This is a genomic window from Yeosuana aromativorans (assembly GCF_014646655.1).
Taxonomy (GTDB): domain Bacteria; phylum Bacteroidota; class Bacteroidia; order Flavobacteriales; family Flavobacteriaceae; genus Yeosuana; species Yeosuana aromativorans.
The window spans coordinates 187,221-209,858 of sequence record NZ_BMNR01000004.1 but is presented as its reverse complement, the minus strand read 5'-3'; the positions used below and the strand labels follow the sequence as shown (position 1 = coordinate 209,858).

Here is a 22,638-nt window from a genome sequence, read left to right as displayed (position 1 = left end):
TTTATAATTATAGCACGATTGTTGCGTTATAAGATTTAGATTGAATTATCTTTGATTTTTAAATTAAAACCACAATTTTAATGACTCTAAAAAACATTGTTTTCCTTTGGATCGCTATTAGTTTAAGCTTCCAATTAAAAGCACAACAGTCCGCCGCCTATACCAATGATTTAGTGGACTACCAAAAAGCATTAACACTCTATAACAATCAGCAATATTTAGCATCACAATCCCTGTTCGGTTCCGTCTTAAAAAACACCAAAGAGGACGGTTTACAGTCAGATTGTGCCTATTATATAGCTAACTGTGCGGTTCGGTTAAATCAACAAAATGCTGATAAATTGATTGAGGATTTTGTGAAAAAATATCCAACAAGCCCTAAACGGAATACAGCATACGTAGATGTGGCCGATTACTATTTTGAAAATTCAAAATACGCTTATGCCAGAAAATGGTACGATAAGGTAAATGAAGATGCTTTATCAAGAAAAGAAATTGAAAAATTCAACTTTAACAACGGGTATTCGGCATTTGCTTCTAAACAATATAAAGATGCTAAAAAGTATTTGAGTCGTGTTGAGAACTCAAAAGAATATGGCTCTCAAGCTAAATATTACATTGGTTTCATGGCGTATGAAGGAGATGACTATACAAAGGCAAACCAATATTTTGAGCAAGTTAGTGATCAAGAGCGCTACAAGGAAAAATTATCTTATTATCAAGCAGATCTTAATTTTAAGCTGGGCAATTTTGAAAAAGCTATTGAATTGGCCAAAGAAAAATTACCAACAAGTGATGCTAATGAAGTTTCTGAGCTGTCTAAAATTATAGGCGAGAGTTATTTTAATTTAGAAAAATACGCTGAGGCCATTCCATACTTAAATGATTACAAAGGCAAAAACGGAAAATGGAACAACACCGATTTTTACCAACTGGGTTATGCCTATTACAAGCAAAAAGATTACGAGCATGCTATTTCAGAATTTAATAAAATTATAGGCGGAAATAATGCGGTAGCCCAAAACGCTTATTATCATTTGGGAGAAAGTTACATCAATCTTGGAAAAAAACAAGAAGCTTTAAATGCTTTTAGAAATGCATCTCAAATGAATTATGATTTAAAGATTCAGGAAGATGCTTGGTTAAACTATGCAAAAATTAGCTACGAAATTGGAAATCCGTATCAATCGGCACCACAGGTTTTGGCTGGCTATCTTGACAAATATCCCAAATCAAGTTATAAAGAAGAAATTGAAACGCTTTTAATCGATTCGTATATCACCTCCAAAAATTATAAAGAAGCATTAAAGCTGCTTGAAGGTAAAAGAAGCTTTGAAAATAAAGTGGCTTATCAAAAAGTGGCTTTTTATAGGGGGATAGAACTTTATAATGAAGGGCAATATCTTGAAGCTGGAAATCTTTTTAGCCAATCATTAAAAGAACCTAGAGATGATAAATATACAGCTAGAGCGACGTTTTGGAAAGCCGAAACCGATTATAACCTCACTAATTATGATGATGCCTTAATAGGGTTCAAACAGTTTGAGCAACAAGCCGTGTCAAAGTCAACTCCAGAATTTGAAAACATAGATTATAACTTGGCTTACACGTATTTTAAGCTCAAAAACTATGAGCAGGCCATTCGGTATTTCAATCAGTTTACAACTAACAAAAAGGATGATACAGTAAGATTAAACGACGCATATTTGCGTTTGGGAGATGCTTATTTTGTGACCAGTGATTATAACAATGCCATAAAGGCTTACACGAATGCCAATAAAATAGGGGAGTTGGATTCTGACTATGCCTTTTTTCAAAAAGCACTCAGTGCCGGTTATATTGGACAATCATCAAAAAAAATATCGGAATTGGAGCAGTTTATTTCAGATTACCCAAAATCAAAACTGCGAGATGATGCCATGTATGAACTGGGAAATTCTTACGTAAAGGCAAACGAAACCGATAAGGCCATGCAAATGTACAATCGTTTGAATACGGAATATAAAATGAGTTCTTTTGTGCCAAAATCGTTGTTACGACAAGGGTTGGTGTATTACAATGCAGGTAAAGATGAAGAGGCTTTGACGAAATTTAAGATAGTAGCTTCAGATTATCCAAATACACCTGAGGCCGTTCAAGCCGTATCAACGGCCCGATTGATTTATATTGATTTGGGACGTGTTAATGAATATGCCGGTTGGGTAAGAACACTTGATTATGTTGAGGTAACAGATTCTGACTTGGATAATACCACTTATGAGTCTGCCGAAAAGCAATATTTGGATAATAATACCGATAAGGCCATAGCACAATTCAATGGATATATCAATCAGTTTCCAAACGGACTTCATGCCTTGCAAGCTCATTTTTATGTAGCACAACTTTACTACAAAAAAGACTTGGCAGCCAATGCCGCACCGCATTACAAGTATATAGTGGAGGCATCTCAAAATGAATTTACAGAAGAAGCCTTATTGCGATTGTCTCAATTTTATTTAGAAAGCAAAAGTTGGGATAAAGCCATGCCACTGTTGCATCGGTTGGAGCAAGAGGCAAACATTCCTCAGAATGTGGTGTTTGCACAATCAAATTTAATGAAAGCCAATTATCAGCAAGATAAATATCAGGAAACGGTTTCGTATGCTGAAAAAGTATTGTCAAATTCAAAAATTGACAAAAAAATAGAAGCAGATGCCCACATTATCATAGCGCGTTCAGCCATGAAAACAGGCGATGAAACTAAAGCCCAAAAAGCTTACTCAAAAGTTGAAGCGGTGGCGACCGGTGAAACAGCAGCTGAAGCTTTGTATTACAATGCATACTTTAAAAACAAAGACGGAAACTATGAAGCATCCAATACGGTTGTTCAAAAACTGGCAAAGGATTTTTCAGGCTACAAATATTACAGTGCAAAAGGTTTGGTTTTAATGGCTAAGAATTTTTATGCACTGAACGATGCCTATCAAGCAACGTATATATTGGAAAGTGTCATAGATAACTTTAAGGAATTTGATGATGTAGTTTCAGAAGCTAAAACAGAACTGACCAAAATAAAAGCTGAAGAGGCCAAAACCAATTCATCCATAAAAACGGAAAACTAATAGAGACATCAATCATATATTTAGAAAATCAAAAAAAGAGCATATGCGCAAGCACATCCATACAGTCATCGTAGCAGTCATCACATTAAGTACAACATTTGTTTTTTCGCAAGAAAAAGACACCATAAACACCAATGTCATTAATGTGGTAAAGCCATATACACCTACGATATCCGATGCGTTTAAGGTTAAGGAAACACCATCAATTGATGATGAAGAAACAGCGACTAAAAAAGATATTAAATACAATATATTTTCATTTCCAGTTGCATCAACTTTTACGCCAGCTAAGGGAAAGGCGGCTGGTGTTGAAAAGGCAGAGCCAGTAAAACTCTATGATAATTATGCAACGGTTGGTGTTGGAACCTATACCACTATTTTGGGTGAAGTATATTTAAACCAAGCCATTAGCAGGACCGAGAGTGTTGGTGGTTATATCAGCCACCATTCCTCACAAGGCGGTATTGATAATTTGTTGTTGGATGATAATTTCTCAGATTCAAAAATCAACGCAAATTATGCCACACATTTAAGGGATTTAACTTGGAATGTGGAAGGTGGTTTTCAGCGGCAAGTCTATAATTGGTATGGTGTGCCACAGTCTATGGTCAGTCAGGCAGAGGCCAATAATGTAAAAGGAGGCCACTCCTTTTTCGGAGCTCATTTAGGAAGTGATGTGACTTTTGAAAACACCTATATCAATTCCGGGAGTTTTCTGTTTAGACGCTTTGGAGACAATCAAGGATCCGGTGAAAATAGGTTTGTATTAAAGGGAAAGGTTGATATCCCTATCAATAAGGAAGAGATTTCAACCGATATTATATTTGATTATATTGGAGGGTCATTTCATAGAAATTATGAAACCACTGATGAATTAAAGTACGGTAATTTTCAAATTGGGATTTCACCAACGTATGAATTAAAACAAGATGATTTGACAGTCAATTTAGGTGTTTCTGCCTTTTATTTAAAAGATACAGAGGCCAGTGAAAGCAAACTTTATTTGTATCCAAACGTGACCGCTTCGTATAGATTGGTAAACGATATTTTAATTGCCTACGGTGGTATTAAAGGAGGTCTCATTCAAAATTCATATTATGATTTTGCTTCGGAAAATCCTTTTATTTCGCCAACTTTGTATATCATGCCTACTGATGAATCATATAATGCTTATGTGGGCTTAAAAGGAAAAGTGTCCAGTAATATGGGATATAACATCAGTGGACGATATGTGGCTGATAGAAATAAAGCCTTATTTAGAAATAATGATATTACGGCAACCTCTCAAAACTATTCCTACGGAAATTCCTTTGGGATTGTGTATGATGATGTTGATGCCTTTAGTATAGCTGGAGAAATTGATATTGATGTCAACAGAAATTTTAAATTGGGTATTAAAGCAGAATATTTTACCTATTCAACAGGTGCACAGGAAGAAGCCTGGAATTTGCCGGATGTAAAAGGTAATTTGTTCTTGGATTATCAAATTGATGAACATTGGTTTGCAGGTGCCAATTTGTTTTATGTAGGACAAAGAAAAGATCAGTTTTATCTAAATGATATTATGTTCCCTTCAACACCTCAAACCGTTGTTTTAGATAGTTACTTTGATGCCAATGCGCATGTGGGTTATCATATAAACGATCAATGGTCAGTATTTGCTAAAGGCAATAATTTGGGTGATCAGGGTTACCAACGCTGGCAAAACTTTCCGGTACAAAGCATTCAGGTTTTAGCAGGTGTTACCTATAAATTTGATTTTTGATATAGTGTCATCCTGAACTTGTTTCAGGATCTCATTTTTTTATAAATTGAGGGATTACTGCCTTCGGAGGAATGACAAGTTTAACACAACCTTGCCAAATAATCAAAATGCGCACCTTCTAAAATGATTTCGCATTTAAAACCAACGGTTTCGCAAGCCAATTTTAAGGTATCAAAATCTAAATAGAGCCATTTCATGGGGCTTTCCTCTTTGCCTTTGTATTTTAAAAAATAATCGAGTTCCCCATAATAGTTAGCATGTGCATCCATCCAAAATCCACCATCGTCATCTTCGTACATGTATTTAATGTCAGATGAGTCTATTAAAATTTGTCCGTTAGGTTTTAAAAGGGATTTTAAATGGGTTAGATATTTTGTAACTTGCGACAGTTCTTGAAAAATTCCCGTACCGTTCATCAACAATAAAATGGTATCAAAGGTTTCGGTTTCATCTAAAAGATGTTTTACCTCGGCATTTAAAATACCCCTAAGTTTACAAACTACAATAGCGCCTTTTGAAATGTCAATAGCTTTAACGTTTAAACCTTTTTCTTGTAAACATAAACTATGGCACCCAGTGCCACAACCTACATCTAAAATGCGTCCTTTGGCTAGTTTTAAAGCTTTTTGTTCCAGTTTTGGCATGTCTTTAAAACTTCTAAATAAATAAGGAAGCGGCAATATATCGTCGTCTGATATACTTGTGGATGTAATAATATCTTCGGTGTATTGTCCGTTTTGATAATCCAACAAGGCTTGCCCAAATAAATCTTTCATAAAATTTTTGTCAGTTCGAGTGATTTCAATTTATCGAAATTTTATCGAGAACTTTATTTATTTTTACACCATGCAAGACTTTATAGATAATCTTCCAAAGCTGGCCAAAGATAAGCATAACGAGAATAAAAAATTCTTCGCTAAGCTAAAAAAGAAACCGCCTAAGAATTTGGATTATGTAATGCAAGAGTTACATGATAACGAGTTTGAACGGACCGATTGTTTGCAATGTGCCAATTGCTGTAAAACCACGGGGCCGTTGTTTACAGCCAAAGACATTGAGAGGATATCAAAACATTTTAAGCAGAAACCACAGCAATTTATTGATACTTATTTACGAATTGATGAAGATAATGATTATGTGCTTCAAAGTGTTCCCTGTACATTTTTAGGAGCTGACAATTACTGCTCAATTTATGAGGTAAGACCCAAAGCTTGTAGAGAATTTCCTCATACTGACAGAAAAAAATTTCAGCAGATATCAAATTTGACATTAAAAAATGTGGCTATTTGTCCAGCAGCTTTTAACATAGTAGAGGAAATGAAAAAGTTAATTAAATAAGCTATTCCTTTTTTATTATATTTAAAAATAGAAATTGTGTAACAATGCAAGATTTTTTAAACTATTTTGAAACCATACCATCTTCACACCGAACTTTAATATTGGTTGGTGGATTGGCCTTTTTTTGGATTTTGGAAAGTGCCGTGCCGTTATCCAGGTTGAGCTACAAAAAGTGGCGCCATGCCATTCCCAATTTGTTTTTTACCCTAACTACCATCATCGTTAATTTTGTACTGGCATTTATGTTGTTCAAATCTGCAGAATGGGTCATGGACAATCAGTTTGGCATTCTTAATTGGTTGCCCAATATGTCGTTATGGGCTTATATTCTCTTAGGAGTACTTTTAATGGATTTTTTTGGTGCTTACTTGCCACACATTGTAGAGCATAAGGTCAAGCCCTTGTGGATGGTACACTTGGTTCACCATACCGATCATTATGTTGATACCACTACGGCCAACAGACATCACCCCATAGAAAGTGTCATTAGGTTTGTTTTTACGCTTTTTGGAGTGTTTATTATTGGAGCTCCCATGGGCATTGTCATGTTATACCAATCGTTATCATTGGTGTCAACCCAGTTTAACCATGCCAATATAAAATTGCCAAAAAAAGTTGATAAACTATTGAGTTATGTTTTGGTGAGTCCAGATATGCATAAAATACATCACCATTATGTGCTACCGTATACCGATTCCAATTACGGAAATATTTTTTCTGTTTGGGACAGACTGCTTGGAACGTACATGTATTTGGATAGAGAACAATTGGTGTACGGTGTGGATGTGTTTCCTGATGAGGTTGAAAATTCCAGAATAGGGAATTTGTTAAAACAACCGTTTCAAAAATATAAAAAGCCAACCATTCTTCCTGTTAAGAAAAACCAGAAGTAAATTATGGATACAAAATATAGTTCAAACGCTTAACTTTGTATTTTTCTAGGTCTTCCTCCCAGGTTTTTCTAATGTCGTTTTCGCTCATGCCACTTTCAATCTGTTTTTTAAGAATGCCATTTCCGGCATGTATGTCAAATGTAGATCCAAAAAAGGTGTTTTTGTCTGGTGTTTTTTGATAGGCATCTATGAGGTACTTGAGTGTAAACTGGTTTAAAAAAGGAGTGTTTCTTAAATCCACGCCATAGCAAAGCTCGCCTTCAAACCGTGGGTGTTTGGCTCCCATATTGGATGTTGGTGTGTAACTAAATTCGCTTTTTGGAAAAAAAGGCGCACCATAGCACTGCATTTGAAAATCGGTTCCGCGACCAACATTAATAATGGTTCCTCTAAATATATCCAGACTGGGATAGAGGTTAATGGCTTTGTCGTTGGGTAGATTAGGAGATGGTTTTATAGGTAAGCTGTAGCGTGTTTGGTGCGTATAGTTTTTTACCTTGATGATGGTAACATCACATTTAACATTATTTTGTAACCAACCTTCACCATTGGCCATTTGGGCATATTCGCCAATGGTCAGGCCGTGAACCAATGGAATGGGATCCATGCCAACAAAACTTTTATATGCTGGTTCTAAAACGGGACCATCAATATAATGACCGTTTGGGTTGGGCCTATCTAAAATAATTAAGGGCACATTATTTTCGGCACAAGCTTCCATAACATAATGTAGTGTTGAGATATAGGTATAAAACCGTACACCAACATCCTGGATGTCAAAAACCATAACATCAAGGTCTTTCATTTGGTCGGCAGTTGGTTTTTTATTGCTTCCGTGAAGCGATAAAATAGAAAGTCCGGTTTTGGTATCCTTACTGTCTTTAATGAGTTCTCCAGCATCAGCAGTACATCTAAAACCATGCTCAGGAGCAAAAACTTTAACAACGTTTATTTGTAATGCCAATAATGAATCCACTAAATGGGTGTAGCCTTGGGATTTAAAAATAACACTGGTAGCATTGGCTACAATCCCAACGCGTTTTCCTTGCAAAAGAGGCAGATAGGCATCCGTTTGATTGGCTCCAACTATTGGTTCTGCTTTCTGTATGGGTACATCTTCCTTTTTTGCATCTTGTTTTGCGAAGTTTCCACAGGAAATCAACCCTAAAAGAAAGAATAAAACTGTATTTTTGAAAACATTAAATAACATCATACACATTTGAATTACGAATATTTTATAGCAAAACGCATTATTGGCAGTAAAGCGTATAAAAGTAGTATTTCGGCTCCAATAATAAAAATTGGCATTGCAGCCATTGCTATTGGGATTGTGGTTATGATGGTTGCCATTGCCACAGGTATTGGGTTACAGCAAAAAATCCGTGATAAGGTAGTGGCGTTCAATGGCCATGTTATTATCAGCAATTTTGATAGCAATAATTCGCAAGAGAGTCTGGTTCCTATTTCAAAAAACCAAGATTTTTATCCTGAATTTAAATCGGTTGACGGCATCAAACACATTCAAGCTGTAGCTACAAAATTTGGAGTTATAAGGACAGAAACCGATTTTGAGGGTGTGGTTTTAAAAGGTGTTGGTGCCGATTATGATTGGGATTATTTTAAGGACTTTTTGGTTGAAGGTAGATTGCCGGACTATACCAAAAAGCGCAATGAAGATGTGTTAATGTCTGAATACATTGCCAACCGGTTAAAATTTAAGGTAGGCGACAAGTTCCAGATGATATTTGCCAAGGACGACCCCAATAAATTGCCCAACATCATTACTTATACCATTGTGGGGATTTACAATTCGGGATTTCAGGATTTTGATGCCACCTATGTTATTGGCGATATCAGGCATATACAACGAATCAATAATTGGGACGATGACCAAATTGGTAATTTTGAGGTCTTTATAGATGATTACAGCCAACTCAAGCAAAAAGGGATTGAAATTTACCAAAACACGCCATCTACCTTAAACACACAAACCATTAGTGACAAGTATTATTCCATTTTTGAATGGATAAAAATATTTGACAAAAACATCTACGGTATTATTGCCATCATGATTTTGGTAGCCGGCATTAACATGATAACGGCTCTACTGGTTTTAATCTTGGAGCGTACCCAAATGATCGGTATTTTAAAAGCTCTGGGAAGCAACAATTGGAGCATTCGTAAGTTGTTTTTATATAATGCATCCTATTTGATTGTTTTGGGATTGTTATGGGGAAATATTATTGGCTTGGGGCTGCTATTTGCACAAAAATATTTTAAGTTGTTTCCGTTAGATCCAACTGTGTATTATGTTAGCGAAGCGCCTGTTTACATCAACTTTGCCTACATTCTGGCCTTAAATATCGGGACTTTGGTTTTGTGTATGGTAATGCTGTTGGTGCCATCTTATATGATAACAAAAATATCACCGGTAAAAGCCATTAAGTTTGAGTGATTTTGTGTGATTGGTCATCAAATCACAATATCATTAGATTATATCAACTCAATACGGTCAATTTCCAATTGAAACGACTCCGCTTTTTTATTGCCAATTAAAAAGGCAATCTGTTCCATGTGTTGTCCAGGGTAGTTTTCCATATTCAAAGGTCTGCCCCTAAATGTAGGTGATAGATTAGAAAAAGGAATTTCAATGGTTTCCCAATCGCCAGACGTGTTAAAATACGCTACATAAGAGTGCGAATCGCTTTCATTGGTTTTTACACGGAATTGGTATCGTTTACCATCGCCTTTTAGCCTAATGCTGACGGATGTAAAATCGTCAACTTGTTTAGTAGCAAAGCTATATTTTACCATAGAGAATCCACCATTGTTGTCTAAGGACACTTCTCCTTTAAAAACGCCAGTTCCAGATTCACTTAAATAAAAGTTACCGTTGGAAACACCGCCCATCACATAATCGCCAATAATGGTCCAGTTTGATAAGTTGCTTGTGGATTTAAATTGGAATAAGGTCATAGTTGCGATTTTTTTATATGTAGTGTTGGGGCTTACTACATAATTATTTAAATATTTTGTCTACTTTTTTTAACTCTTTTGTAAGTTCTCTAATCTTATCATTTAATATTGAAGCATAAGTATAGAATTCAATATCTTTATATGTTTGATTGCCTAAAAGAGTTTTTAATTTTTTGCTTAAAAATTCTAAAACTCCGATTTTTTGTTCATATTCTTCTAAAATCTTTCTTTCCTTTAATCCTTGTTTTACTTTTTTGATATCGTCATCAACCGAATGGTAGGAGTCAATAGTTATTCTGTCATTTTCTTTCGTTAAAAGTTTTTCAAATGTATAAGATGCACTTTTAAAAAGAGAGTCAAACTTTATTTTATAATTATCCATAATTTTTTCAAATTTCAGTTTTATTTCCTTCTTAAATTCTTCCAGATAAGCAATAGTTATCTTTGAATTTTCCTCAATCAGATTGGAAATTATAAAGTTCTCAGATTCGATTTCTTTTTCTGTTCCCCAAAAAAGATGTTTAATTAACTGACTTTGGTTGTTTTCTATATCAAAGAAATGGCGAGTTTTATAATTTCCTGCATTTTTATCAGATGGATGTCCAAAAACTTGATTTCTTAAATCTCTTATTTTTTTATATTCTGATAAGATAAAATAATTACTCCTTTTCTGTTCAGTAATTGCAAATTTTAAAGTTTCAATAGAATCTTGCTCCATATAAATTGTTTGGATTATACCAATAGATTCTAAGTAATTAATAGATTCCAATGATTGATACTCTTCTTTTGGTCTCTGAAGATCTCTAATTATATGAAGAGAAGCACAAAGAGCATCCCAGTTTTCAGGATTTTTTATATAATGATTTTGAATTTGTGGATGATTAATTAAATCGAAAAAACAACTTATTCGTTCTCTTATCTCTTTTTCTAATAGCATTATTTTCGATTAATTTTGATTTTTTGGGTGTGTAGCCCAACTATTATGACATGAAATCGTTTTAATATTTTATACCAGCCGTTACTGAATCAAGTTCAGCACAAGTAAACGAAGATAGTTGAAATTTTCTACAAAATCAACCTATTATACGTGTAATGCACAAAGGTCAATTATTCTCAATATCACTGATGTGGTGCTCCAAGGCCTTTACTGAAATCTGAATTTCCATAATCAACAACGCCAGTGACAAAATCAATAAAACAAGGGCTACACCGAACACCCAAACGGCCAATGCCTGCTGTTGGATATAGATTAAAAACATGGTGAGTACACACAGCAAGAGGCTTGTTATTCCAAAAATTTGCATGGAACGTGTTAGGTATAACCGCTTTTTGATGTTTTTAATTTGGTCTATATAATTTTTGTCCTTTTTTTGAAGATACTTGTCATGCAAATCCCGTATCACGGCTGCATACGCTAAAAACCGATTGGTATAGGCCAACATAATCAATGAAATGGCCGAAAACAATAGAGCAGGCGTGGTGAGTGTTAATTGTTCCATAAACTTTAAAGCGTTAACAGTTTTTCGCCAAAGGCATGCACGCGGTCCCATTGGGTGTATTCAATATCGGCATCTTTGTTGGTAGGGCCGTGTGTCATCCACATAATAAGCTGAATCATTTTTCGGTCAAAAAAGGAATAGCGCTTGTAGTCTATCCTGCCGGCAAACACTTCAACATATGTGGGTTTCCAGTCTATTTTCTCAAAAAACTTAACCACATACGGGTTGGTGGTGGCAGTTCTTTTTTCTGGTTTTCTGGCTACCAGGTTCACGGAAAAAAACACCGATTTTTTTGACTCAAGTAAGTCTTTGTTGGCATTGATGAATTCAATGATTTTTTTGTTGTGAACACCGTACCGTATGCTGGATCCAATCACAATGGTGTTATAAGCATTGAGGCCCCCATGAAAATCATCAATGGAAAAAAGATCGACATCTTGGTTGTGTTCTTTGAGTTGTTTTGTAAGGGCATTACAAATTTTAAGGGTCTGTCCATCTACCGATGAATAGATGATTACAAGCTTGTTTTGCATGGTGTGTTTAAAAAGTTAAAGTTACGTATTTCGGTTTTAAATTCATAGTCTTGGAGCCTCTTAATTAACCATACTTTTCTTATTTTAGAAGCATGCAAGAAGATTTTTTACATTACATCTGGCAATATAAAAAGTTTGATATATCTAAATTAACAACAGATGCAGGTGATTTGGTTTCTGTAGTGTCTGTTGGTGCGTACAATCAAAATTCCGGTCCTGATTTTTTTAATGCCCAATTAAAAATAGGAGAGCAGCTTTGGGCGGGCAATGTTGAGATTCATGTAAAATCATCGGATTGGTATCTGCACCATCATGAAACTGACAAAAACTATGACAATGTTATTTTACATGTGGTTTGGGAGCATGATACCAATATTTACAGAAAGGATAATTCGGTTATTCCAACATTGGAATTGAAACCTTATGTTTCTAAGGAAGCTTTAAACAACTATGAAAAACTGTTTTCAAAATCGCAAAAATGGATTAATTGTGAGCACGATTTTTCGGGAATAGATGAGTTTACACTGAACAATTGGCTGGAACGCTTGTATTTTGAACGCTTGGAAAGCAAGTCAGAACAGATTAATCGGCTTTTAATAGATTCAAAAAATGATTGGGAAGCGGTGTTGTTTAAAATGTTGGCCAAAAACTTTGGGCTTAAAGTAAATGGTGATGCCTTTTTAAGTATGGCCAATTCAGTGGATTTTTCAATAGTCAGAAAATTGCAGAACAATAAAATGGCTTTGGAAGCCTTGTTTTTTGGACAATCAGGATTGCTGGAAGACGACGTTCAGGAACCGTATTATCTAGATTTAAAGCAAGAATATCAGTATTTATCGCACAAGTTCAAGCTATCAAATCAAGGTGTTGTCCCCATTCAGTTTTTTAGATTACGACCGCCAAATTTCCCAACCATCAGGTTGTCACAGTTGGCAAATCTATATCACCAAAATCAAAATGTATTCTCAAATGTAATTGCATTGCAATCCAAGGATGCTTTTTATGATTTATTTTCGGTTAAGGCGTCTGCTTTCTGGGAAACCCATTACACGTTCAGTAAGGCCTCGAAACCTTCAAAAAAGATGGTTACCAAAGCGTTTATTGATTTATTGTTGATCAACACCATTATCCCAGTCAAATTTGCTTATGCCAACCATGTCGGTAAGCATATTGATGATGCCATTGTAACTTTGGTGCAGGAAATAGCTTCAGAAAAAAACAGTATTGTTGATAAATTTAATAGCTTAAAAAAGGTATCAACATCGGCTTTGCAATCACAAGCCTTGCTTCAGTTAAAAAATAACTATTGTGATAAAAATAAGTGCTTACAATGTGCCATTGGTAGTGAAATATTAACAGGAAATGATTAATTTGCAGCATGAACATTTTTTATAAAGCGTTACTATATTTTCAAAAGCGCGGCTATTATGTTTGCCAGCGTATTGCCGATAGATTGGGCATTCGGGCAAAAGTAGTACGCACAACATTTATGTACTTAACCTTTGTTACGGTGGGCTTTGGCTTTGCGGTATATTTGTTTATTGCCTTTTGGATGCGCATTAAGGATTTATTATACACTAAACGCTCTTCGGTTTTTGATTTATGAATCCATTGGTAGCCTTTTTAAAGAAAAAAATTTATATCGCCATATTTTTGTTATTGGTTGTTATATCCTTTGGCATTCTTGGGTTTAAAATTATTTCGCATTACACGTGGATAGATGCCTTGTATATGACCATCATTACCATTACAACGGTTGGTTTTGGAGAAGTGGTCCCGCTTGATAATCAATCAAAAGTGTTTACCATATTTTTGATTTTAATCAGTTTGGTTGTTGTTGGTTATGCCTTATCAGTCATTACCGAGTATATTTTAAGCAAAAACAATATTGAAGAACTAAAACAAAAAAAGATGCAAAAATTGATTGACAGCTTTAAGAACCATGTCATTATTTGTGGTTACGGAAGAAATGGCAAACAAGCTGCAAGAAAGCTAGCTGCTCACAAGAGACCATTTGTTATTATTGAAAAAGACAAGAATGTTATTGAGCGATTGAAGTTTGACCAGGTTCCGTATGTCATCGGAAATGCCAATGAAGATGAAACGCTTTTGCTGGCCGGAGTGGATAGGGCTTCAAATTTTATCTGTGCCTTGCCCAATGATGCCGATAATTTATTTGTGGTGCTATCTGCCAGGCAAATGAATAAAAACATTAATATAATTAGTCGGGCATCCCAAGAGTCGTCGTATGAAAAATTAAAGTTTGCAGGTGCCAATAACGTCATTTTACCTGATATGATTGGAGGCGACCACATGGCATCCTTAGTGGTTGTTCCCGGATTAATGGAATTTCTGGATAATTTATCCATTGTTGGAAAATCAAATATCAACATAGAGGAAGTAGCCGTAGAAAAATTATACAACACCAAAAAAGAAAGAACCATTAAGGATCTGGACCTTAGAAGAAAAACAGGTTGTACCGTTATTGGATATAAAGACGAAAACGGTGAATACATAGTCAATCCGGAAGCCGATTTGATGTTGGCGCGCAATTCAAAAATCATTGTACTTGGTAAACCAGAACAAATAGAATACCTCAATTCAGAGTACAATATTGATTGATTATAACTTCATTTTAACAGCAGATGTTTTAAAAAACCAATTTTTTTTAGCATCTTGCCATTTTTGGTGCGATTTATTCAAAAAAGTGCCGTAATCTATTTAAATTTTTAACAAAAAATAATTTCTTATGATGAAGAAGTATCTTCTTTCACTATGTACTCTAATATTTCCAATTTTAACATTTGCACAAGAAAAAAGCTTAGGAGAATCCATTAACGAGTCTTTTGCAAGATACACCAAACCCGTTGTTGATTTAATATTTTATCCGGTTCAAATTGCAGGAAAGGACTTGCCCATAGTAATCATCCTGCTCTTAACGGGAGCCTTTTTCTTTTCAGTCTATTTTAAAGGTGTCAATTTCAGATATATCAAAATCTGTCTCCGTACCGCCATGGGTAAATATGATCATTTAGATCATCATGTGCCGGCCGATGAAGAGATAGAAGTGAAAGATGGAGAAATTCAAGGAGCTATTAAAATTGAAGGCGAAGTACCGGGAGAGGTTACGCATTTTCAAGCGTTATCCGCATCCTTATCGGCAACCGTTGGATTGGGTAATATTGCGGGTGTTGCTGTAGCTATTGCCATTGGTGGTCCTGGAGCTACTATTTGGATGATCATGGCCGGAATTTTAGGAATGGCTTCAAAATTTGTGGAATGTACACTAGGTGTAAAATATAGAGAAGTGGATGAAAATGGAAAGACCTATGGCGGTCCCATGTATTACTTGACCACAGGTTTAGGTGAAATGGGGATGAAAGGTTTTGGTAGGGTTTTGGCCATATTTTTTGCAGTGATGTGTATAGGCGGTTCCTTTGGTGGCGGTAATATGTTTCAATCCAACCAAGCGGCCTCACAGCTTATAGATTTAGCAAGTTTAACCAATCCAAATGCGGGCTTGTATATAGGGCTTGTTTTGGCCTTTATAGTGGGACTTGTCATCATAGGAGGCATTAGAAGAATTGGCAAGGTAACAGAAAAGGTAGTGCCTTTCATGGCCATTGTTTACGTAGGTGCTGGTCTGGTTATTTTAGGAATTAACTATGATATGATACCTTATGCATTAGGACAAATTTGGGAAGGCGCCACACGGCCTAATGCCGCTTTTGGTGGTGTTATTGGCGTGTTGATTGTTGGGTTTCAAAGAGCCGCCTTTTCCAATGAAGCAGGTGTAGGTTCTGCTTCCATAGCGCATTCCGCCGTAAAGACGCGTTATCCAGCCAGTGAAGGATTAACAGCTTTGTTAGGGCCTTTTGTGGACACCGTTATTATTTGCTCCATGACGGCCATTGTAATTATTATTACCAATGCTAAGCACGATTTATTTTCTTATGGAAATTTAGATGCAGCCAGCAATGTTATCTTAAATGGAACCAATAAACCTATTGGTGGCGTGGATTTGACTTCAGTAGCATTTGATTCTGCTATTCCTCATTTTTCAATAGTTTTAGCTGTAGCCGTTATTTTATTTGCTATTTCAACCATGATATCATGGTCTTATTATGGCTTGCAAGCTTGGAAATATTTATTTGGAAAAGGAAAAGTGTCTGATACTGTTTATAAGATATTGTTTTTGTTCTTTTTGATAGTTGGTGCTTCTTCAAGTTTAGAGGCCGTGATTGGTTTTTCTGATGCCATGATTTTTGCCATGGTATTTCCCAATATCATAGGTTTGGTGATTTTGTCGCCAAAGGTTAATAAAGAACTCAAAAAATATTTAAATGCCATTAAAATAGATAAAATGGATGCGACGGTTTCTGAAGAAGACACTACAGTGCAAGAGGTTCAATAACATTTGTTTTAATAAAAAATAAAAAATTCCATTAAGTTAATTTTAAGCTGACTTAATGGGATTTTTTACAAATTGAAATAATTATCAACTAACTTTTAATTTTTTTGTCGATATTCGCTTTTCTAATTCAATACATAATTAGCAATATCTATGTCAAATACTAATGAATCTTGGGGCTCTCGTATTGGTCTCATTCTAGCAATGGCAGGAAATGCCGTTGGGCTTGGGAATTTTTTGAGATTTCCGGTTCAAGCCGTACAAAATGGCGGAGGCGCCTTTATAATTCCATACTTGGTTTGTTTTTTATTAATGGGAATCCCATTGTTATTTATTGAGTGGTCCTCGGGTAGATTTGGAGGTAAATTCGGGAATCATAGTACGCCTTACATTTTAGACTCTATGGTAAAAGGAAGGGTTTTAAAGTATATAGGCGTTTTTGGAATTTTCACCAATATTGCTGTTGTGGCCTATTATACCTATATAGAATCCTGGACCATGTCTTATGTATATCACTCTATAAGAGGTACTTTTAATGGCATGACACAAGGAGAGGTTGCCGGGTTTTTCAATTCATATATAGATATTTCACACAGTACCACGGGTATTCCATATGAAGCTGTTTGGTTTTATATTTTATGTTTAATCATCAATGTTTACATATTATCAAAAGGTTTAAAAGGTATTGAAAAAGTAGCCAAAATAGGTATGCCCTTGTTGATTTTATTTGGTGTGATTTTGGCAGTACGTGGCTATACGCTTGGTACAAGTGGTGCTTCAAGTATGTTTCCCGAAGCCAATGCTTGGGATGGCTTAAGCTTTTTATGGACACCACAATATAGTTCGTTGCTGGATCTAAAAGTTTGGATGGCCGCCGCCGGACAGATATTCTTTACCCTATCCGTGGGTATGGGTACCATTCATTGTTATGCAGCCTATTTAAAAAGTAAAGATGATATTGCATTGAATGCCGTTTCCGCAGGATTTATGAATGAGTTTGTTGAGGTTGTTTTGGGAAGTGCCATTGTTATTCCAATCGCTGCTGGTTATTTAGGCTTGGATTGGGTTTTAAATAATGCAAGTTTTGGTATGGCATTTCAAACCATGCCATATTTGTTTGAACAATGGGGATCCATTTTGTCCGCTGCTGCCGGATTTATGTGGTTTGGCCTCTTGTTTTTTGCTGGGATTACAAGTTCTTTGGCCATGGGTACACCATGGATGGGCTTTATGCGTGATGAATTTGGATGGAACAGCAATAAAGGCGCCTGGACTTTTGGGGGGCTGGCCTTAATTATGGGATTGCCAACCGTCTTTTTTTACCAACAAGGTGTTTTTGATGAATATGATTATTGGGCAGGCACGGTCAGTTTAGTGGTATTTGCCATGATGGAAACTATCTTGTTTTCATGGATATTTGGCATGAAAAAAGGATGGAAGGAAATTACCGATGGAGCAGATATTAAAGTGCCACATGCCTATAAGTTCATCATTAAATTCATTACACCTTTAATGCTTATAATCGTGTTTTTGGGGGCTTTGTTTTCACCGCTCAACAACGACTGGTCAGGTAATTTAAAAAGTTTATTTTCCGGCAATGGTTGGAGCTTGTCAAATACATCCATCATCAAAACCATAACCCAATCCGGGATTAAAGAACAAATAGCAAATGCTACCGATCCAGCTGTGATTCAAAGTTTAGATGATAAAATGTTTTACATTACCATAGCCAGAATTTTATTGATATCATTGTTCTTGTTTATCTGTTTATTAGTATATTTAGCCTATAACAAACGAGTTAAAGAAGGGAGGGCAACCATATGAATACTGAAGCATTAATTATGTTAATTGGAGCACAAGGAATTGTTATTTCTTTTATGTGCTATTTTTTCTATAGGGTATTAACAACACCTCCTAAATCTGAGCCCGATTCTTACTCAGACAATGATGATATAGAAAGATAATACATTGATATTTAATTTTAACAAATCCTATTTCAAGTTTTCTAAAAGCCAACGGAATGGGATTTTTTTATTATTATTAATCATTGTAGGCTTACAATGCCTATACTTCTATACAGACAGTTCCCAACCAGAGGTTTCAGTTGACAACGACACATTGAATGGATTTCAAAAGGAATTGGATTCGTTGCGAAAAATTGCAATTGAAAAGCAAGCTCCAAAAATATACCCTTTTAATCCTAATTATATTACGGATTACAAAGGATACACGTTGGGAATGAGCAATGAGGAGATTGATAGGTTGATAGCTTTCAGGAATGAAGGTCATTGGATAAACTCAGTCAAACAATTTCAAGAAGTCACCAAAGTATCAGATTTGCTTTTAAACAAAATCTCGCCCTATTTTAAATTTCCAGAATGGGTAAGTAATCCAAAGCCAAGCATAACCTATCAAAATAAGCCAAAAACATTTGCACAAAAGCAGGATTTAAATACGGCTACCGCAGGGCAACTTCAAAAAGTTAACGGGATTGGTGAATATTATTCAAAGAAAATCATCAAACTTCGTAATTCATTTATTGGAGGTTTTATTGCCGATGTTCAGCTTCAAGATGTTATGGGTTTGACTCCTGAAGTGATTGAAAAAATCACCAATGAGTTTACTGTAAAAACGCCAAGACAGATTAAAAAAATCAATTTAAATACCGCCACGGTTGATGAATTGGTAACCATTCAGCATATTGATTATGATCTAGCGCACAATATTGTTGAAGAAAGACAATTGCGAGAAGGCTATAAATCTTTGGATGAATTAAAAAAAGTTAAAGACTTTCCAGTAAATAAAATAGAGATAATTAAATTATATTTGTCCCTCGATTAAAAAAAATAGCTATATGAACAGTATGTACTTCACAGAAGAACATAAACTTTTTAGACAAAGTATTCAAGATTTTTTAAAAAAAGAAGTTGTCCCACATATTGAAAAATGGGAAAAATCAGGAACTATTGATAGATTTATTTGGAAGAAATTTGGAGACATGGGCTTTTTTGGTATTTCCTACCCAGAAGCTTATGGCGGATTGAATCTCGATATCTTTTACGCAATCATTTTACTTGAAGAACTTCAAAAAATAAATTCAGGAGGATTTGCAGCGGCTATTTGGGCACATGTGTATTTGTCAATGACACATCTTAATATAGAAGGGAGCGAAGATATTAAGCAGCGTTATTTAGTACCCAGTATTACGGGTGACAAAATAGGCTGTTTGTGCATTACGGAACCATTTGGTGGGAGTGATGTTGCCGGTATGCGAACTACAGCAGTTAAAGAAGGCGATTACTATATTATCAACGGTTCCAAAACATTTATAACCAATGGTGTTTACAGTGACTATTTGGTGGTTGCTGCTAAAACCAATCCTGAGTTGGGTAATAAAGGCATTAGCATATTTGTTGTTGATAGAGAATCCAATGGTGTTTCCGCATCAAAACTGAACAAATTGGGTTGGAGAGCTTCAGACACGGGAGAAATAGCATTTGATAATGTGAAAATACCGGCAAGTAATTTGTTGGGTAATGAAAATGAAGGTTTTGGTTACATTATGCAGCATTTTGCGTTGGAGCGCCTTATCATGGGGGTTAATGCTCATGCCAGGGCAGAATATGCGTTGGATTATGTATTGGAATATATGTCGCAACGAGAAGCTTTTGGGAAAACTATTGATAGGTTTCAAGCCTTAAGGCACACGCTTGCCGATTTATATACTGAGATGGAAGTGTGCAAAGAATTTAACTATTCCGTAGCCTATAGATTGGATAAAGGAGAGTATGTGGTCAAGCACGCCAGTATGTCTAAATTAAAATCGACCAAAATGGCTGATGATGTTATATACCAATGCCTTCAGTTTATGGGTGGTTATGGCTATATGGAAGATTACCCAATGGCGCGTCTTTTAAGAGACAGCAGGTTGGGGCCAATTGGTGGTGGAACATCAGAAATTTTGCGTGAAATATTGGCAAGGATTATTATTGACAAAAAGGAATATAAGCCAAAAGCGTAATTTTTTTAAAATATTTTTAAAATTTGAAATTATAATTCAGGAAATGTATTTATATTTGCAGCCTGAAATTCTAAAAGAGAGGAGGTTAAGACACTATGTTAATAATACCTATTAAAGAAGGAGAAAATATAGATAGAGCGCTAAAGCGTTTTAAAAGAAAGTTTGATAAAACTGGCATAAAACGTCAACTGCAAAATCGTAAGCAATTCACTAAGCCATCTGTAGAGCGTAGAGCGCAAATTCAAAAAGCACAATACATTCAAGGATTGAGAGATGCAGAAGACATATAATCTGTCATTACATAACATTTAAATCCCGCTTTAGGCGGGATTTTTTTTGCCCATAACTTAAATACAATTAAAAACTTTGTACATTTAGCTTTATACATCACAAAAAAGAACCATGTCATTAAAATCATTTACAGATTACTTGTTACTGGAAAAAAATTATTCCAAACTTACGGTAAAAGCCTATCAAAATGATTTGGAAACTTTTAATGCGTTTATTCGTGAAGAGTATGATCGAGATTCCATAAATGATGTGAATTATCCACAGATACGGAACTGGATTGTCTCCATGGTTGAAAAGAACATTTCCAACAGAAGCATCAACAGAAAAGTGTCAGCTTTAAACACCTATTTTAAGTTTCTGTTAAAAATAGGTGATGTACAATCAAATCCATTGGCAAAGCACCGGGCTTTAAAAACCAGCAAGAAAATCCAGGTTCCCTTTTCAGAATCAGAGATATCCATGGTGTTGGATGAACTGCATTATGATGATGATTTTGAAGGCATCCGTAACAAATTGATCATTGAGCTGTTTTATTCAACAGGCATTAGGCGCATCGAGTTGGTAGAGTTAAAACTTGATAGTATCAATTTTGATAATAAAACGTTAAAGGTACTTGGTAAGAGAAATAAAGAGCGGATTGTTCCGTTAATAAAACCAGTACTGGAAACATTGGTCAAGTATTTAAAAATGCGAAATGAGTTGACTTACATTGAAGATATTGATAGATTATTTTTGACACAAAAAGGAGTTAAAATATATGAAACACTTGTGTACAGAATAATAAATGATTATTTTAGTATTGCATCTTCAAAGGTAAAAAGAAGCCCACATATATTAAGGCATTCTTTCGCAACACATTTGCTTAATCAAGGTGCTGATTTAAATGCTGTTAAAGAACTTTTAGGACATTCAAGTTTAGCTGCAACCCAGGTTTATACCCATAATAGTATTGCAGAATTAAAAAAAGTGCATTTAAATGCGCATCCTAGAAGTAAAAAATAGCAAAAAATAATTATTGTCTAACCAAATAACAAGAGTATGAAAGTTAACACGCAATCAGTCAATTTTAATGCAGATAAAAAACTGATAGATTTTATTCAAAAACGTATGGATAAGTTGGATTTGTTTTATGATAAAATCATTCAATCTGATGTTTATTTGAAAGTGGAAAACACCAGTGACAAAGAAAATAAAATTTTTGAAGCACGAGTCAGTGTGCCAGGTGACAGTCTGGTTGTTAAAAAACAATGTAAATCCTTTGAAGAAGGGACAGATATGGCGGTATCTTCATTAGAAAGACAATTAAAAAAGCGAAAAGAAAAATTAAGAGCAAATTTGTAATAAAATTTATTGAAAAATGTTTTGAATAAAAAAATAAATCTATACATTTGCAGTCCGTTAGAAATAGCGGGCTTTTTTATGCTAAAAATTTAGCTTAAAAAAGACTAAAAAAGCCGATGTAGCTCAGCTGGCTAGAGCAGCTGATTTGTAATCAGCAGGTCGTGGGTTCGAGTCCCTCTATCGGCTCAAGTTCTTTAAAAAGAGTGAAAGTTTTTTAAATGGGGAGATACTCAAGCGGCCAACGAGGACAGACTGTAAATCTGTTGACTATGTCTTCGCAGGTTCGAATCCTGCTCTCCCCACTTTTTAAAGACATGGATTAAAAAAATAATTGCGGGAGTAGCTCAGTTGGTAGAGCGTCAGCCTTCCAAGCTGAATGTCGCCGGTTCGAACCCGGTCTCCCGCTCTAAAATTCCTGCGAAGGCAGGAATCTCATATCAAAATTGTTTTGGTGAGAGGATATAAAAAC

The 22,638-nt window shown here is 35.3% G+C and carries 21 protein-coding genes and 3 tRNA genes; 18 read left to right on the top strand and 6 right to left on the bottom strand.

The window, feature by feature from the left end; translation table 11 throughout:
- The first annotated feature begins 80 nt into the window (after positions 1 to 80).
- On the top strand, positions 81 to 3,101 hold the full coding sequence (locus IEW94_RS10040; protein ID WP_188652552.1) for a tetratricopeptide repeat protein: 3,021 nt from the start codon (positions 81 to 83) through the stop codon (positions 3,099 to 3,101).
- A gap of 43 nt (positions 3,102 to 3,144) precedes the next feature.
- Complete coding sequence (locus tag IEW94_RS10035) at positions 3,145 to 4,866, top strand: porin family protein (RefSeq protein WP_188652550.1); 1,722 nt, start codon at positions 3,145 to 3,147, stop codon at positions 4,864 to 4,866.
- A gap of 80 nt (positions 4,867 to 4,946) precedes the next feature.
- Here the strand turns inward: IEW94_RS10035 and IEW94_RS10030 are convergent, their stop codons facing one another.
- Complete coding sequence (locus IEW94_RS10030) at positions 4,947 to 5,642, bottom strand: class I SAM-dependent methyltransferase (RefSeq protein WP_188652548.1); 696 nt, start codon at positions 5,640 to 5,642, stop codon at positions 4,947 to 4,949.
- A gap of 70 nt (positions 5,643 to 5,712) precedes the next feature.
- Between IEW94_RS10030 and IEW94_RS10025 the strand changes: the two genes are divergently transcribed.
- Together IEW94_RS10025 and IEW94_RS10020 are read left to right on the top strand one after the other, a co-directional pair.
- Positions 5,713 to 6,204, top strand: coding sequence for a YkgJ family cysteine cluster protein (locus tag IEW94_RS10025; RefSeq protein WP_188652546.1), 492 nt, complete (start codon positions 5,713 to 5,715; stop codon positions 6,202 to 6,204).
- Between the two features lie 44 nt (positions 6,205 to 6,248).
- Positions 6,249 to 7,097, top strand: a complete 849-nt coding sequence (locus tag IEW94_RS10020) for a sterol desaturase family protein (RefSeq protein ID WP_188652544.1) — start codon at positions 6,249 to 6,251, stop codon at positions 7,095 to 7,097.
- 1 nt (position 7,098) lies between these two features.
- Here IEW94_RS10020 and IEW94_RS10015 read toward each other — a convergent pair whose 3' ends face one another.
- The gene (locus IEW94_RS10015; protein ID WP_308423693.1) at positions 7,099 to 8,310 is read right to left on the bottom strand and encodes an exo-beta-N-acetylmuramidase NamZ family protein; all 1,212 of its coding nucleotides are present in this window, start codon (positions 8,308 to 8,310) and stop codon (positions 7,099 to 7,101) included.
- A 6-nt stretch (positions 8,311 to 8,316) separates the two neighbouring features.
- Between IEW94_RS10015 and IEW94_RS10010 the strand changes: the two genes are divergently transcribed.
- The gene (locus IEW94_RS10010) at positions 8,317 to 9,552 is read left to right on the top strand and encodes an ABC transporter permease (RefSeq protein WP_188652543.1); all 1,236 of its coding nucleotides are present in this window, start codon (positions 8,317 to 8,319) and stop codon (positions 9,550 to 9,552) included.
- A 38-nt stretch (positions 9,553 to 9,590) separates the two neighbouring features.
- Here IEW94_RS10010 and IEW94_RS10005 read toward each other — a convergent pair whose 3' ends face one another.
- The 4 genes from IEW94_RS10005 to hemG form a co-directional block, all read right to left on the bottom strand.
- The gene (locus IEW94_RS10005) at positions 9,591 to 10,073 is read right to left on the bottom strand and encodes a CIA30 family protein (RefSeq protein WP_188652541.1); all 483 of its coding nucleotides are present in this window, start codon (positions 10,071 to 10,073) and stop codon (positions 9,591 to 9,593) included.
- 43 nt (positions 10,074 to 10,116) lie between these two features.
- A complete protein-coding gene (locus IEW94_RS10000) occupies positions 10,117 to 11,010 on the bottom strand; it encodes a hypothetical protein (protein WP_188652538.1) in 894 nt (297 codons plus the stop codon).
- A 166-nt stretch (positions 11,011 to 11,176) separates the two neighbouring features.
- Entirely contained in the window at positions 11,177 to 11,572 is a 396-nt protein-coding gene (locus tag IEW94_RS09995) for a DUF2721 domain-containing protein (RefSeq protein WP_188652536.1), read from the bottom strand.
- Positions 11,573 to 11,577: 5 nt separating this feature from the next.
- Complete coding sequence (hemG, locus tag IEW94_RS09990) at positions 11,578 to 12,105, bottom strand: menaquinone-dependent protoporphyrinogen IX dehydrogenase (protein ID WP_188652534.1); 528 nt, start codon at positions 12,103 to 12,105, stop codon at positions 11,578 to 11,580.
- 92 nt (positions 12,106 to 12,197) lie between these two features.
- On the opposite strand from hemG, the gene IEW94_RS09985 reads away from it, so the two are divergent.
- From IEW94_RS09985 to IEW94_RS09925, 13 genes are all read left to right on the top strand, one after another.
- Complete coding sequence (locus IEW94_RS09985; protein ID WP_188652532.1) at positions 12,198 to 13,475, top strand: DUF2851 family protein; 1,278 nt, start codon at positions 12,198 to 12,200, stop codon at positions 13,473 to 13,475.
- Positions 13,476 to 13,483: 8 nt separating this feature from the next.
- A complete protein-coding gene (locus IEW94_RS09980; protein ID WP_188652530.1) occupies positions 13,484 to 13,711 on the top strand; it encodes a PspC domain-containing protein in 228 nt (75 codons plus the stop codon).
- A complete protein-coding gene (locus IEW94_RS09975) occupies positions 13,708 to 14,727 on the top strand; it encodes a potassium channel family protein (protein ID WP_188652528.1) in 1,020 nt (339 codons plus the stop codon). Before IEW94_RS09980 ends, IEW94_RS09975 begins: the two co-directional genes overlap by 4 nt.
- Before the next feature lie 130 nt (positions 14,728 to 14,857).
- Positions 14,858 to 16,519 (top strand): alanine/glycine:cation symporter family protein, encoded by a 1,662-nt coding sequence (locus IEW94_RS09970; RefSeq protein WP_188653074.1) that lies wholly within the window; start codon positions 14,858 to 14,860, stop codon positions 16,517 to 16,519.
- 150 nt (positions 16,520 to 16,669) lie between these two features.
- On the top strand, positions 16,670 to 18,340 hold the full coding sequence (locus IEW94_RS09965; RefSeq protein WP_188652526.1) for a sodium-dependent transporter: 1,671 nt from the start codon (positions 16,670 to 16,672) through the stop codon (positions 18,338 to 18,340).
- 144 nt (positions 18,341 to 18,484) lie between these two features.
- Positions 18,485 to 19,357, top strand: a complete 873-nt coding sequence (locus tag IEW94_RS09960; RefSeq protein WP_229669501.1) for a ComEA family DNA-binding protein — start codon at positions 18,485 to 18,487, stop codon at positions 19,355 to 19,357.
- 13 nt (positions 19,358 to 19,370) lie between these two features.
- The gene (locus tag IEW94_RS09955) at positions 19,371 to 20,537 is read left to right on the top strand and encodes an acyl-CoA dehydrogenase family protein (protein ID WP_188652524.1); all 1,167 of its coding nucleotides are present in this window, start codon (positions 19,371 to 19,373) and stop codon (positions 20,535 to 20,537) included.
- 95 nt (positions 20,538 to 20,632) lie between these two features.
- Positions 20,633 to 20,827, top strand: a complete 195-nt coding sequence (gene rpsU / locus IEW94_RS09950; protein WP_188652522.1) for a 30S ribosomal protein S21 — start codon at positions 20,633 to 20,635, stop codon at positions 20,825 to 20,827.
- Between the two features lie 112 nt (positions 20,828 to 20,939).
- Positions 20,940 to 21,830, top strand: a complete 891-nt coding sequence (locus tag IEW94_RS09945; RefSeq protein ID WP_188652520.1) for a tyrosine-type recombinase/integrase — start codon at positions 20,940 to 20,942, stop codon at positions 21,828 to 21,830.
- 36 nt (positions 21,831 to 21,866) lie between these two features.
- Positions 21,867 to 22,169 (top strand): ribosome hibernation-promoting factor, HPF/YfiA family, encoded by a 303-nt coding sequence (gene hpf, locus IEW94_RS09940; RefSeq protein WP_188652518.1) that lies wholly within the window; start codon positions 21,867 to 21,869, stop codon positions 22,167 to 22,169.
- A gap of 112 nt (positions 22,170 to 22,281) precedes the next feature.
- A tRNA-Thr gene (locus IEW94_RS09935) sits at positions 22,282 to 22,355 on the top strand.
- Positions 22,356 to 22,389: 34 nt separating this feature from the next.
- Positions 22,390 to 22,471, top strand: a tRNA-Tyr gene (locus tag IEW94_RS09930).
- 31 nt (positions 22,472 to 22,502) lie between these two features.
- Positions 22,503 to 22,575, top strand: a tRNA-Gly gene (locus IEW94_RS09925).
- The last annotated feature ends 63 nt before the right edge of the window (positions 22,576 to 22,638 follow it).